12 protein-coding genes are annotated in these 11,819 nt (G+C 58.8%); 8 read left to right on the top strand and 4 right to left on the bottom strand.

What is annotated here, in order from left to right; translation table 11 throughout:
• The first annotated feature begins 356 nt into the window (after window positions 1-356).
• The 7 genes from hisB (at window position 357) to ubiV (ending at window position 6,043) form a co-directional block, all read left to right on the top strand.
• Complete coding sequence (gene hisB, locus THISIDRAFT_RS01355) at window positions 357-950, top strand: imidazoleglycerol-phosphate dehydratase HisB (RefSeq protein ID WP_040853259.1); 594 nt, start codon at window positions 357-359, stop codon at window positions 948-950.
• A 76-nt stretch (window positions 951-1,026) separates the two neighbouring features.
• Window positions 1,027-1,674 (top strand): imidazole glycerol phosphate synthase subunit HisH, encoded by a 648-nt coding sequence (hisH, locus tag THISIDRAFT_RS01350; RefSeq protein WP_006788647.1) that lies wholly within the window; start codon window positions 1,027-1,029, stop codon window positions 1,672-1,674.
• A gap of 115 nt (window positions 1,675-1,789) precedes the next feature.
• The gene (hisA, locus tag THISIDRAFT_RS01345; protein WP_006788646.1) at window positions 1,790-2,521 is read left to right on the top strand and encodes a 1-(5-phosphoribosyl)-5-[(5-phosphoribosylamino)methylideneamino]imidazole-4-carboxamide isomerase; all 732 of its coding nucleotides are present in this window, start codon (window positions 1,790-1,792) and stop codon (window positions 2,519-2,521) included.
• 38 nt (window positions 2,522-2,559) lie between these two features.
• On the top strand, window positions 2,560-3,333 hold the full coding sequence (gene hisF, locus THISIDRAFT_RS01340; RefSeq protein WP_006788645.1) for an imidazole glycerol phosphate synthase subunit HisF: 774 nt from the start codon (window positions 2,560-2,562) through the stop codon (window positions 3,331-3,333).
• An 11-nt stretch (window positions 3,334-3,344) separates the two neighbouring features.
• Complete coding sequence (locus tag THISIDRAFT_RS01335) at window positions 3,345-4,094, top strand: ABC transporter ATP-binding protein (protein ID WP_006788644.1); 750 nt, start codon at window positions 3,345-3,347, stop codon at window positions 4,092-4,094.
• A gap of 72 nt (window positions 4,095-4,166) precedes the next feature.
• Window positions 4,167-5,171 (top strand): ubiquinone anaerobic biosynthesis protein UbiU, encoded by a 1,005-nt coding sequence (ubiU, locus tag THISIDRAFT_RS01330; protein WP_217159292.1) that lies wholly within the window; start codon window positions 4,167-4,169, stop codon window positions 5,169-5,171.
• Window positions 5,168-6,043, top strand: a complete 876-nt coding sequence (gene ubiV / locus THISIDRAFT_RS01325) for a ubiquinone anaerobic biosynthesis protein UbiV (protein WP_006788642.1) — start codon at window positions 5,168-5,170, stop codon at window positions 6,041-6,043. The genes ubiU and ubiV overlap by 4 nt, the downstream gene beginning before the upstream one ends.
• Window positions 6,044-6,095: 52 nt before the next feature.
• On the opposite strand, the gene THISIDRAFT_RS01320 is transcribed toward ubiV, so the two are convergent.
• From THISIDRAFT_RS01320 to THISIDRAFT_RS01305, 4 genes are all read right to left on the bottom strand, one after another.
• Window positions 6,096-7,184, bottom strand: coding sequence for a glycosyltransferase family 9 protein (locus THISIDRAFT_RS01320; RefSeq protein WP_246585299.1), 1,089 nt, complete (start codon window positions 7,182-7,184; stop codon window positions 6,096-6,098).
• A gap of 9 nt (window positions 7,185-7,193) precedes the next feature.
• Window positions 7,194-9,083 (bottom strand): polysaccharide biosynthesis protein, encoded by a 1,890-nt coding sequence (locus tag THISIDRAFT_RS01315; RefSeq protein ID WP_006788640.1) that lies wholly within the window; start codon window positions 9,081-9,083, stop codon window positions 7,194-7,196.
• A complete protein-coding gene (locus THISIDRAFT_RS01310; RefSeq protein WP_006788639.1) occupies window positions 9,080-10,108 on the bottom strand; it encodes an MraY family glycosyltransferase in 1,029 nt (342 codons plus the stop codon). Before THISIDRAFT_RS01310 ends, THISIDRAFT_RS01315 begins: the two co-directional genes overlap by 4 nt.
• Before the next feature lie 169 nt (window positions 10,109-10,277).
• Window positions 10,278-11,315 (bottom strand): ISAs1 family transposase, encoded by a 1,038-nt coding sequence (locus THISIDRAFT_RS01305; RefSeq protein ID WP_221913934.1) that lies wholly within the window; start codon window positions 11,313-11,315, stop codon window positions 10,278-10,280.
• Between the two features lie 103 nt (window positions 11,316-11,418).
• Between THISIDRAFT_RS01305 and THISIDRAFT_RS01300 the strand changes: the two genes are divergently transcribed.
• A partial coding sequence (locus tag THISIDRAFT_RS01300; protein WP_246585408.1) for a transposase occupies window positions 11,419-11,819 on the top strand: 401 nt, incomplete at its 3' end.

Below are 11,819 nucleotides of genomic sequence, written 5' to 3'. Positions count from 1 at the left end.
CAGGAAGGCAGAGAGGAAGGCAGAAATGAAATGGTGCTCAATATGCTGCAAGCCGGTCTGCCGGATGATCAGGTGATGCGCATTGCCCAGATCACGGCTGACGAACTGGCAGCCATCAAAGCACAGCAAACACATCAGGCGGGTTCAGCGCGTTAGCAACAGTCCGCCCCCGTGGCGGCATCATCCTGATGCCGCACAAAAAGCGACACCCGTCGCGGCAGGCAGGCAGCCGTCGCTTTCTTTGTGCGGCACCTGGAAGGTGCCGCCACGTATCTGCGACGGATTGGGCAATTATCGGCTGGGCTGTGCTATGATTTTGGGCCTGTTTTTTTAAATGACCCTTATTCATGTGCCCGATGCCCAAACGAATCGCACAAATCACGCGCCATACCTTGGAAACCCAGATCACGCTGGAGCTGAATCTCGACGGAACGGGGGAGCACAGCTTGCACACGGGTGTGCCTTTTTTCGATCATATGCTGGAGCAGATTGCCCGCCACGGTGGCTTTGATTTGCACATTGAGGCCAAGGGCGATACCCATATCGACGATCATCATACGGTGGAGGATGTCGGCATCACGCTCGGCCAGGCCTTTGCCAAAGCCTTGACCGACAAGCGCGGGATTCGCCGCTATGGTCATGCCTATGTGCCGCTGGATGAGGCCCTGTCACGGGTGGTGGTGGATTGCTCGGGGCGACCGGGGCTGGTGTATCAGGTGCAATATCCGCGTGAGCGCATCGGGAGCTTTGAGGTCGATCTGGTGATGGAATTCCTGCAAGGTTTTGTCAATCATGCCCAGCTGACCTTGCATGTGGACAATCTGCGCGGTACGAATGCCCACCATATCGCTGAAACGGTATTTAAAGCCCTGGGGCGGGCCTTGCGCATGGCGGTGGAAGAAGATCCGCGCATGAGCGGCCAGACACCTTCCACCAAAGGGTGCCTGTAGGCCACGCCGGGGTGACTCGCACAATGCTTGCCCACCTTTATTCCTAACGCTCTCAACATTTAGATTCGCCTATTTTATGAACACGGTTGCAGTGGTCGATTATGGCATGGGAAACCTGCGCTCGGTGGTCAAAGCGCTGGAATACGTTGCACCTGCCGGTACTCGCGTGCAGTTAAGCGATTGCCCGGAGACGGTATTGCGCGCTGATCGGGTGGTGTTTCCGGGGCAGGGGGCTGCATATGATTGTATGCAGGCACTGACCCAGCGCGGCCTGGATGAGGTCATCCGCGAGGTGGTGCGCCAGCGGCCTTTTTTGGGTATCTGCATGGGGATGCAGGTGTTGCTGGAGCATAGCGAGGAGAATGGCGGGGTCGATTGTCTGGGCATTTTTCCCGGATATGTGCGCCGCTTCACTGAGCGCCCTCGCCAGGCCAACGAGGCGCGCCTGAAAATCCCGCACATGGGCTGGAATACAGTGACCCAATGCGGTCCTCATCCTTTGTGGGCGGGGATTGCTCAAGCTGCACATTTTTATTTTGTGCATAGCTATTATGCCGATCCGGGCGCAGCGCAGCTTAGCGCCGCGACCAGCGACTATCCCCAGCCCTTTTGCTGCGCCCTGGCCCAAGAAAATATTTTTGCCCTGCAATGCCATCCGGAAAAAAGCGCCCAGCCTGGCTTGACCCTGTTGCGCAATTTTATGTGCTGGGATGGGACGCGCTAATCACTTCATCGCCGCGACGGCAAGGGCGGCGCACCTCTGCGCCGTGCCTTGCCAGCGGTGGTTTTAAACCTTAACTAACTGAACGATTCGCAAAATTCCTGGGAGAAAAGGTGTCATGTTGGTCATTCCTGCCATCGACATTAAAGACGGTAAATGTGTGCGCCTGCGGCAGGGGCGTATGGACGATTCGACGGTGTTTGCCGACGATCCCGTGATCATGGCCAAGCGCTGGGTGGATGCCGGGGCGCGTCGTCTGCATCTCGTTGATCTGGATGGCGCGCTGGCGGGTAAGCCGCGCAATGCCGCCATCGTGAAAGCCATCGTCGATCAATTTCCGGAGTTGCCGATTCAGGTCGGTGGCGGGATTCGTGATGATGACGCGGTGCAGGCGTATCTGGATGCCGGGGTGGAATGGGTGATCATCGGCACCAAGGCGGTCAGTACCCCGCATTTTGTCAGTGATCTGTGTCTGGAATTTCCCCGGCGCATTATCGTTGGCCTGGATGCCAAAGACGGCAAGGTGGCCATTGATGGCTGGTCGAAGCTGTCGCATCATGATGTGATCGATATGGCCAAACACTTTGAACAAGATGGGGTCTCGGCGATCATTTATACCGACATCTCACGCGATGGCATGATGCAAGGCGTGAATGTGGACGCTACGGTGAAATTGGCGCAAGCCATCAATATTCCCGTGATTGCCTCGGGCGGTGTCACCACCTTGGATGATATCCGTCAGTTGTGCGGCGTGGAAGACGAAGGCATTGAGGGCGTGATTGTCGGGCGTGCGCTGTATGAGGGCAGTTTCACGCTGGAACAGGCACAGGAACTGACCGATGCTGCGTAATCGTCTGCTGAGTGCATCCTGTGCAAGGCCGTCTGTCCATGCTGGCTAAACGTATCATTCCCTGTCTGGATGTGGATCGTGGGCGGGTGGTCAAGGGGGTTAATTTTGTGGATATCCGCGATGCCGGTGATCCGGTGGAAATTGCCCGCCGCTATAACGAACAAGGGGCCGATGAGCTGACCTTTTTGGACATCACCGCGAGTTCAGATGAACGCGAGACCTTGGTGTCGGTGGTGGAACAGGTCGCCGAGCAGGTGTTTATTCCGCTGACGGTGGGCGGGGGGATTCGCACCATTGAGGATATCCGCCGCCTGCTCAATGCCGGTGCTGATAAGGTCTCCATCAATACCGCAGCGGTGTTTCGCCCGGAGTTTGTGCGCGAGGCCGCTGATAAGGTCGGTTCGCAGTGCATTGTGGTGGCGATTGATGCCAAGCGGGTTTCACCGCCCGATGCACCCCCCCGCTTTGAGATTTTTACCCATGGCGGTCGCAAGGCCACCGGGCTTGAGGCCATTGCCTGGGCGGAGCGTATGGTGCATGAAGGCGCGGGCGAAATCCTGTTGACCAGCATGGATCGTGACGGTACCAAACAGGGCTTTGACCTGGAATTGACCCGGGCAATCAGTGATGCAGTCAGTGTGCCAGTGATTGCTTCGGGGGGCGTGGGTACGCTGGCGCATCTAGTGGATGGGGTCACTGTTGGCCATGCCGATGCGGTGCTGGCTGCCAGTATCTTTCACTTTGGGGAACACACCATTGCCCAAGCCAAACACTACATGCATGCACGCGGCGTCTGTGTGCGCCTGCCATAAAGCCTTGCGATATGATTGAAGTCTGCGATCTGGATAAATCCTTCGGCGGTCTGCATGCCGTTGATCAACTCAGTTTTTGCGTAGAAGCGGGACAGATCTACGCCGTCATTGGCCCCAATGGGGCAGGCAAAACCACGCTGTTTAACCTGATGACCGGCCTGTATATCCCGGATAGCGGCCAGATTCTGCTGGAAGGGGAAAATATTGTCGGCCTGCCACCTGAGCAATTAGCACAAAAGGGCCTGTGCCGCACCTTCCAGAATCTGCAGATCTGCATGAACATGACGGCCCTGGAAAACGTCATGCTGGGACGCCATCGTCATCTCCAGGCCGGGTTTTTACCTTCCTTGTTGCGTTTGCCCAGTTTGCGACGCAGTGAACGCGCCTGTCGTGAACGGGCAGCGGCCTTGATGGACTTTGTCGGCTGCGGCAATTATCTGCGCACGGAAGCCTCTGCCATGCCCTACGGCGCGCTCAAGCGCCTGGAAATCGCCCGTGCCCTGGCCAGTGAACCCAAGGTCATCTTGCTCGATGAACCTGCCGCCGGATTAAACGGTGCCGAAACCGCCGCACTGGAGCAGTTGATTGCTGATATTGCCGCCCAAGGCGTCACGGTGGTACTCGTCGAGCATGATATGAAACTGGTGATGTCGATTTCTCAGCGGCTGCTGGTGTTGGATTACGGGCGTAAACTGGCCGAAGGCAACCCCGACGAGATCCGCAAAAATCCTGATGTCATCGCCGCTTATCTGGGGGCCTGACCCTTATGTTGCGCCGATTGACTCCCAAGCGTTTGATTTAATTTAAGAGAGGCCCACATGAGCACTGCACGCATGGAACTGGTCTGTCCGGCAGGGGGATTGCCGGCACTGCGCGCCGCCGTTGATCATGGCGCCGACGCGGTCTATCTCAGCCTGCGCGGTGCCACCAATGCCCGCAATTTTCCGGGGCTGAATTTTGATCGCAAAAACATCGCCCAGGCCGTCAGCTATGCCCACACCGGGGGCGCCAAGGTCTATATGACCCTTAATATGTATCCGCAGCCGGATCGTTTTGAACCCTGTCTGGAGGTGATTGAAACCGCCGCCACGCAAGGACTGGATGCCTTGATTGTTGCCGATCTGGGGCTGTTGCGCTATGCCGCTGCACATTTCCCCGGCCTGCCGTTACATCTGTCGGTGCAGGGTTCGGCCACCACCTATGCCGCCCTGAATTTTTACCGGGAGCGTTTTGGCATTCGCCGCGCCGTACTGCCACGGGTTTTATCACTGGCCCAGGTCGCCAAGGTGATTGATAAAACCGAGGTAGATATTGAAGTGTTTGGCTTTGGCAGCCTGTGCGTGATGGTTGAAGGACGCTGCCTGTTATCCTCCTATGCCACCGGCGAATCGCCCAACACCCAGGGAGCCTGCTCGCCGGCTCATGCCGTGCGTTGGGAAGAGACCCCCAAAGGGCGCGAGGCGCGTCTTAACGGCGTGCTGATTGACCGCTTTGACCCCGGCGAACATGCGGGCTACCCGGTGATCTGCAAGGGGCGCTATCTGCTCGGCGAGGAGGGACAGCAGATTCGCTATGCCATCGAAGAACCCACCAGCCTAAACACCCTCGACATCTTGCCAGAACTGTTGCGCATCGGCGTCAAGGCGATCAAAGTGGAAGGACGGCAACGCAGTCCGGCCTATGTCGCGCAAGTGACCCAGGTCATGCGAGCGGCGCTGGATGCCTGTCATGCCAATCCCGAACACTTCAAGCCCCGCCCCGAATGGATGGCCACCCTGGCGGCTGTCGGCGAAGGCCGCAGTCAGACCTTAGGGGCGTTACACAGGAGCTGGCAGTGAAACTATCCTTGGGACCGATTCAATATTTCTGGCCAGAGGCCACCGTACAGGCCTTTTATGAGGCAGCGACCGACTGGCCGGTAGATATCGTTTATCTGGGTGAAACCGTCTGCGCCAAACGGCGCAACCTGCGCCTGCGTGACTGGCTCAACATTGCCGAACGCCTGCAGGCCGCCGGCAAAGAGGTGGTGCTGTCCACCCTGGCGCTGGTGGAAGCGGAATCTGAACTGTCCACGGTGCGCCGGATTGCCGCCAATGGGCGCTTCAAGATCGAAGCCAATGACGCCAGCGCGCTCGCCTGCGCCGCAGGCCATCCCTTTGTGGCCGGAACCACGCTCAACGCCTACAACCCCGGCACTCTGCAAGAGCTGGCCGCGCTGGGCGCCGTGCGCTGGGTACCGCCGGTGGAACTGGGCCGCGACAGCCTCAACCAAATCCTGCCCCAAGCCCCCCAGGGGCTGGAAACCGAACTACTGGCCTTCGGACGTATGCCCCTGGCCTTCTCGGCGCGCTGTTTTACCGCTCGCGCCGTTGATCGTGGCAAAGACGACTGCCTGCTGGCCTGCCTGGAATATCCGCAAGGCCTACGGGTACGCACCCGCGAAGAAGAAGCCTTCCTCAACATCAACGGCATCCAGATTCAATCCGCCAAACCGATCAACCTGCTACCCGCACTGCCCGAAATCCTCGCCCTGGGCATTGGGGTGGTGCGTATTTCCCCCGAAATTGAAGGAACGCCTGAAGTCATCCAGGCCTTTCATGGCCGTCTGCATGACCGGCTCAGCGCCGCCGATGCCCAAGAGCTGATCCAAAGCCGCTTCCCCGAAACCTGCAGCGGCTACTGGGACAGCGCCGCCGGCATGCGCCCTTAGCGGCTGGAGCATTACAAAACAGATGAATGCCTGACAGGCACGAGGGCGCCGGTCATGATGCATTACCCAACAAGCGCTGGGCGTGGCGCATGACCTCTGCCACCTCAATGGCCCGCATACAGCCAAATTTGCCTTCGCAGCTCGGCTGACGGCGGCACGGCGAACAGACAAAGGCGTGATATAACACCACAGCATTATCCTGGGCGGCATCGCGATAGGGACAGGTGGATCCAAACAGCGCGATGGTGGGCACCTTGAAGGCCGGGCCAATATGGGTCAGGCCGGTATCCACGCCGATTAACAGCCGCGCCTGGGCAATCAGGGCCGCTGCCTGGGTGAGGCTGGTCTGGCCGGTCAAGTCAATGATGGGGACAGCCGCGCCCTGGGTGATGCGCTGCGCGGCCTGTTGATCTCCCGGGCCGCCCAGCAGCACCAGTGGCAGACCAAAGCGCTGCTCCAAGGCCTGCGCCAGCGCTATCCAGTGCGCTTCGACCCAATGCTTTTGCGGGCGTGTGGTGAACGGACAGCCAACGATATAACCTCCGGGGGCATGGCTTTGCACCAGTGCTGCCGCCACCTGCCGATCGGCGGCGCTGATGCCCACTTGCAGGCAAAATGCTGCCGTATCCAGACCCAGCTGCTCGGCCAGATACAGGTATTCCGACCCCATACGCAAGGGGTCGCCGCCGCGTGGCACGCGATGTGTCATCAAGACCGCACTGCCCTCACGGGAACCTAAGCCAATACGCACCGGCGCACCGGAAAGCCAAGCCCACACACCGCTTTTGAACAGCCCCTGCAGGTCGATGGTGCGGCTATATTGGGCTTGCCGCAAGGCGGCAATGAATGGGCGTACCTCACGGCCCAACTGTTTGAAATCACGCGCCCGCCACAGACGTTGCCAGCGGGTTTTGGGCCAGATGATGAGCTGATCAATGTCTGGGTTATGCCGCAAGAGGTCAGCCGCAACCGGCTCCACCAGCCAGCTAATATGTGCCTCTGGCCAGCTGGCGCGCAGGGCATGCACAAAGGCTGAGGCCATGACCACATCGCCAATGGCCGAGAGCCGGATGATCAGTATCCGCTCGCGTTGATCCCGCATCGGGGGCGGCCACGCGGCATCGGGACGATTAGCAGGCATCGTCGTACATCAGCTGTGATGCCCTGCCACCACCTTCAGGGTCGGCGGGGAGACGGCGGACGGGGGAAGCAAAAAGGGCTTGAATTCAGGCACGAGGTTTTGCAAAAGCTGCAAGACAGCGGTTTCGTCATGCTGTGCGCAGGCCTGTCTGAGCTGCTCCAGCGGGTGTTTGAGGTGTTCCATACGACACACGGCGGCCTCGGCCCGCAGGATTTTCGCATGCTGGGTACCGATGGGGTTTTCGTGGGGGTAAAACAGCTCTTCGTGCAATTTTTCTCCCGGACGCAGGCCCACAAACTGGATTTCGATATCCCGTTCTGGCTCATGTCCGCTAAGGCGGATCATCTCCTCGGCCAGATCAAGAATGCGCAGGGCCTTCCCCATATCCAGAACAAAGATCTCCCCACCGCGTCCCATGGCGGCGGCCTGCAGGATCAGGCTGACCGCCTCGGGAATGGTCATGAAATAGCGGGTGATGTCTGGATGGGTCACGGTCACCGGCCCACCCTGGGCAATCTGGCGGCGAAATAACGGCACCACCGAACCCGCCGAGCCCATAACATTGCCAAAGCGGGTAATGATGAAGCGGGTATGCTCACTGAGCGCACCCAGACCCTGGCAATACAGCTCGGCCACCCGCTTGCTGGCCCCCATCACATTGGTTGGCTTGACCGCCTTATCGGTAGAAACCAGCAAGAAGCGCTCACAACCAAAGCTGATGGCCAGATCGGCAACAATCTGTGTGCCCAGCACATTCACCCGCACCCCCTCCAGCGCGTTTTCCTCCACCAGCGGCACCTGTTTATAAGCCGCTGCATGAAATACCACCTGCGGTCTATACCGGGCAAATACATGGCGCATCCTCACCGCATCGCTGACATTGGCCAGCAAAGGGTGCAGAAGGCTTGTGCTCCCAGCCTGTTGCAGCGATTGCTCAATCCGGTACAAGCCATATTCCCATTGATCCAGCATGATCAGCTCGGCGGGCTGATAGCGGAGCACCTGACGGCACAGCTCTGAACCGATGGAACCCGCCGCGCCGGTAATCAGCACCCGCTTGTGACGCAAGAAGGCATACAGCCCCGCATCGTCAATGGCCACCTCTTCGCGCCCCAGCAAATCCTCAATCTCCAGTCCGCGCAGACGTGAGATTTCCACGCGTCCGTCGGTGAGTTCCTGCAAGGACGGCAGGGTGATGCAACGTACGCCGCGATAGGCCGCCGCATCGACCACCTGGCGCATCAGGCGCGGCCCGGCAGTGCGCATGGCGATGAGCACAATATCAATATTAAACTCGCGCAAGGTGCGTTCAAGCGCATTGACCCGCCCCAATACCGGCACCCCATGCAGATCGCGCCCAATCTTATTGGGGTTATCATCCAAAAAACCCACCGGGAGATAATCACAGGATTTATCCAGCTCACGCACCAGCAATTCACCGGCGCGGCCCGCGCCTAGAATCAATACCCGTTTACGATACCCCGGCGGCAGGCGGTGATCTTTAAACCAGCGATAAAATACGCGGGGTGCGCTCAAACCACAGACCAGCAACAGCGGATACACCAATATCACCCCTGGGGGCAAAAACGCCCACAGCCCGGTGAGCCACAGCAGGCTTAGAACTCCGGCGCTCCCCAGGCCGATGGCCCGCAGAATGCGCATCAGATCGTGCAAGGAGGCAAAACGCCAGATGCCGCGATACAAACCGCAATAGATATAGGCGATGGCCTGCACGGGCAGGGTGATGGCCAGGGCCTGCAGGTATTGCCCAAGCGTGGCGGCGGTGAACAGCAATGTGGGTTGCGTCACCCAAAAGGCCAGCAATAAGGCAACAGGAATCCAGAGCAGGTCATGCGCAAAGGCAGACCAGCGATTCAGCAGAACGGGGAGCAGCTTCATGTTGAGACACGATCCTTTGCATGTCGCCAGACAGCGGCAATCAATACCGCCAACAGCGCATAAATGAACAACCAGGCCATCAGTCCCACCCACAGCCAATACTGAGCCGGAGCCTGCGCCAGGCACAGCGCACTGAGACTGGTGGCGAACATTAACAGATATGCCAGAAATAGGGTACGCCGATGCCCCCAGCAGCGCGCCAGACGTTGATAACCGTGTTCACGGTGCGCCTGCCACCAGCGCTTTCCTTGTACCATGCGCACGACTAAAGTCACCGTGGCATCGACCACAAACGGCGAAAAGATAAGCATACCCAGCCAGAGCGCAAGAATCTGCGCCTGATGCGCCCACAAAATCGCCACGGCCACCAACAAACCCAGCGAAGACGCCCCCACATCCCCCATGAAAATGCGGGCGGGCGGCCAATTGAAATACAAAAAACCCGCACTGCCCAAAGCGATGCTCAGACAAAACAGCGCAAAGGCGGGTTGGGCTGCACTGATACCCAGCCAGGCCAGGGTGGCAAAACCGATCACCGCCATGCCCGCCGCCAGGCCGTCCATGCCATCCATAAAGTTATACAGATTGATCATCCACACCACCCCGACCAGACTCAAGGCCAGCAGCAGCCATAGCGGGAGCATCATCCCATTAAACCCGAATTCAAGCGGTAACATCCCCGCAGGCAGCAGACATAGCGCCGCCAGCGCCTGAATCAGCAAGCGCGGCCCAACCCCCAGATGACGCCAATCATCCAGCAAAGAAATCCCGGCCACCAATGCCAAGGCCGCCAGTAGCCAGAAAAATCCTATGGGCAACGGCGCAAAGAACGCATAAAACAGCCAGCCCGCCAGACTGCCCGCCAGAATGGCTAAACCGCCGGTGCGCGGGGTAGGGATTTGATGCAAAGAACGTTCATTGGGATGATCCAGCAGCCTTAACCACGCGTGTTCACTGCGCAGATAAGCCGTTAAGCCCAGGGCAATCAACGCACTGAGCACCGATGACAACCACAATACAAGCATCAATGCGGACTCACATTCGCCGTGTAAATAAATGCCCTCGGGCAGCAAATAACCGCTTCCATATAGCGCCCTTTTCGTTTAGCGATGTTGCAAAACACTTATTTTACATCGCGTGAAGAATATCCGTCAGCTTGATGGAAGCGGCGCCAGGGCGAGCGCGTATAAATCCTTAGCCAAATAGAACCTTAGCGCGGTAGTCATCATCCCAGGTGGCCTTGCGGCGTTTCTTGGACATACGCAGCGTGGAAGGATCTCGTTCCAACAGGTTCATGCAGAGATGTCGGATGGAGGTCAGGATGGCCGGGGCGTTGCCTTTGCGGATGCGGGTTGCGTCTTCGCGAAACACCACATCCAAGCGCCAGTGCAGGAGATTCTCCACGCCCCAGTGCCCGCGCACGGCGTGGGCGAAGCGCTCGGCCTGGGCCGGGATGGACGTGATGAAAAACCGCCGTTCGATGCTGTGGCGTTCCTCGATCCAGCATTCCCGCTCCACCCTGCCGATACTGCGTAGCCCCTTCCAACGTTCGGTCTGTGAGAGCGTGCCCAATTCTTCGGTGATCCAATAACGGCGCACCTCAAGACGCCCATGATCCTTGTCGATCTCCTCAATGAAGTCATGGGGAACATGGGCAGACTCCCCGGCGCGTGCGGTCTCGAAGAAGTCTTTGACCTCCTCGTGCAGCGTGCTCTGATTGCCCTTGAGTCCGAGAACATCATCGCCGCCCTGATCAATGATCTGCTCAGCGATCTTGGTCTGACAGCCCATCGCATCGAGGGTCACAATGCAGCCTTTCAGCGCCAACAATTCCAGCAGTTTGGGAATGGCTGTGATTTCATTGGATTTCTCCTCGGTGGCTTCTTGGCCCAGCACCCAGCGGTTGCGGTGGCTCCAAGCACTGACCCTGTGCAGCGCCGCTTTGCCGTTGCGCCGATCCCGAGACCCGTGCGCCGTCTTACCATCGACGGCAATGACATCGCCCTCGGTGGCCTCGGCGACCGCTTGGATCCACGTGAGAAACACCTGTTGAAAGGCTTTGGGATTCAAGCGCGACATCACAGGGGCGATGCGATCATGCGAGAGAATGCCGTTGGCAAAGGGCGCGAACTTGCGTAACCCATCAAGCTTCGCTTTGCCAAAGTCCTCCATCGCTTCCCAGCCTTGTGCACCGCTCAACGTCGCACAAATCACCACCCGCAAAATTTCCATGAGGGGAACACTGCATAAATCCCCTCGCAGCTGCCTGACAGCCGTCGGCGGGGTAAAATCTGGCCACCCAGTCACCACCTGATCGAGCCACCCGAAGAAACAGATCTCTTGTGCCCAGGCAAAACACCAGAACAAAAAGAAGGTGACCCGCCGCGAGCGGTTCCTGGCCCAGAGAGAGGCGCGGGTGCCTTGGCAACGGCTCATCGACGCGCTGTCGCCGTCTTGCTTCCCGAACGCAGCGGGCAAGCGCGGCCGTCCGCCCATCGGCCTGGAGCGCATGCTGAGGATCTACTTCCTGCAACAGGGGTATGCGCTCGCCGACGAGGCACTTGAAGATGCCATCTACGATAGCCAGGCGATGCGCGACTTCGTGGGTATCGATTTGGCCATCGAGAGCGTGCCGGACGCGACCACGCTGCTGCGCTTGCGTCATCTGCTGGAGAAGCATGCGCTGACCCAGCGGATCTTCGAGGAGATCAACGCCCACCTGACCGAGAAAGGGCT

This window comes from Thiorhodospira sibirica ATCC 700588 (genome assembly GCF_000227725.2).
GTDB lineage: Bacteria > Pseudomonadota > Gammaproteobacteria > Ectothiorhodospirales > Ectothiorhodospiraceae > Thiorhodospira > Thiorhodospira sibirica.
Note: the sequence above shows the minus strand (reverse complement) of the source record. Positions and strands in the feature narration are given on the sequence as shown.

Bases quoted from the DNA above. Each gene is read 5' to 3' on its own strand.
- hisH (WP_006788647.1), top strand. From the start codon at position 1,027: ATGAACACGGTTGCAGTGGTCGATTATGGCATGGGAAACCTGCGCTCG.
- ubiU (WP_217159292.1), top strand. From the start codon at position 4,167: ATGGAACTGGTCTGTCCGGCAGGGGGATTGCCGGCACTGCGCGCCGCC.
- hisF (WP_006788645.1), top strand. From the start codon at position 2,560: ATGCTGGCTAAACGTATCATTCCCTGTCTGGATGTGGATCGTGGGCGG.
- THISIDRAFT_RS01310 (WP_006788639.1), bottom strand. From the start codon at position 10,108: ATGCTTGTATTGTGGTTGTCATCGGTGCTCAGTGCGTTGATTGCCCTG.
- THISIDRAFT_RS01305 (WP_221913934.1), bottom strand. From the start codon at position 11,315: ATGGAAATTTTGCGGGTGGTGATTTGTGCGACGTTGAGCGGTGCACAA.
- THISIDRAFT_RS01320 (WP_246585299.1), bottom strand. From the start codon at position 7,184: ATGCCTGCTAATCGTCCCGATGCCGCGTGGCCGCCCCCGATGCGGGAT.
- hisA (WP_006788646.1), top strand. From the start codon at position 1,790: ATGTTGGTCATTCCTGCCATCGACATTAAAGACGGTAAATGTGTGCGC.
- THISIDRAFT_RS01335 (WP_006788644.1), top strand. From the start codon at position 3,345: ATGATTGAAGTCTGCGATCTGGATAAATCCTTCGGCGGTCTGCATGCC.
- hisB (WP_040853259.1), top strand. From the start codon at position 357: ATGCCCAAACGAATCGCACAAATCACGCGCCATACCTTGGAAACCCAG.
- THISIDRAFT_RS01315 (WP_006788640.1), bottom strand. From the start codon at position 9,083: ATGAAGCTGCTCCCCGTTCTGCTGAATCGCTGGTCTGCCTTTGCGCAT.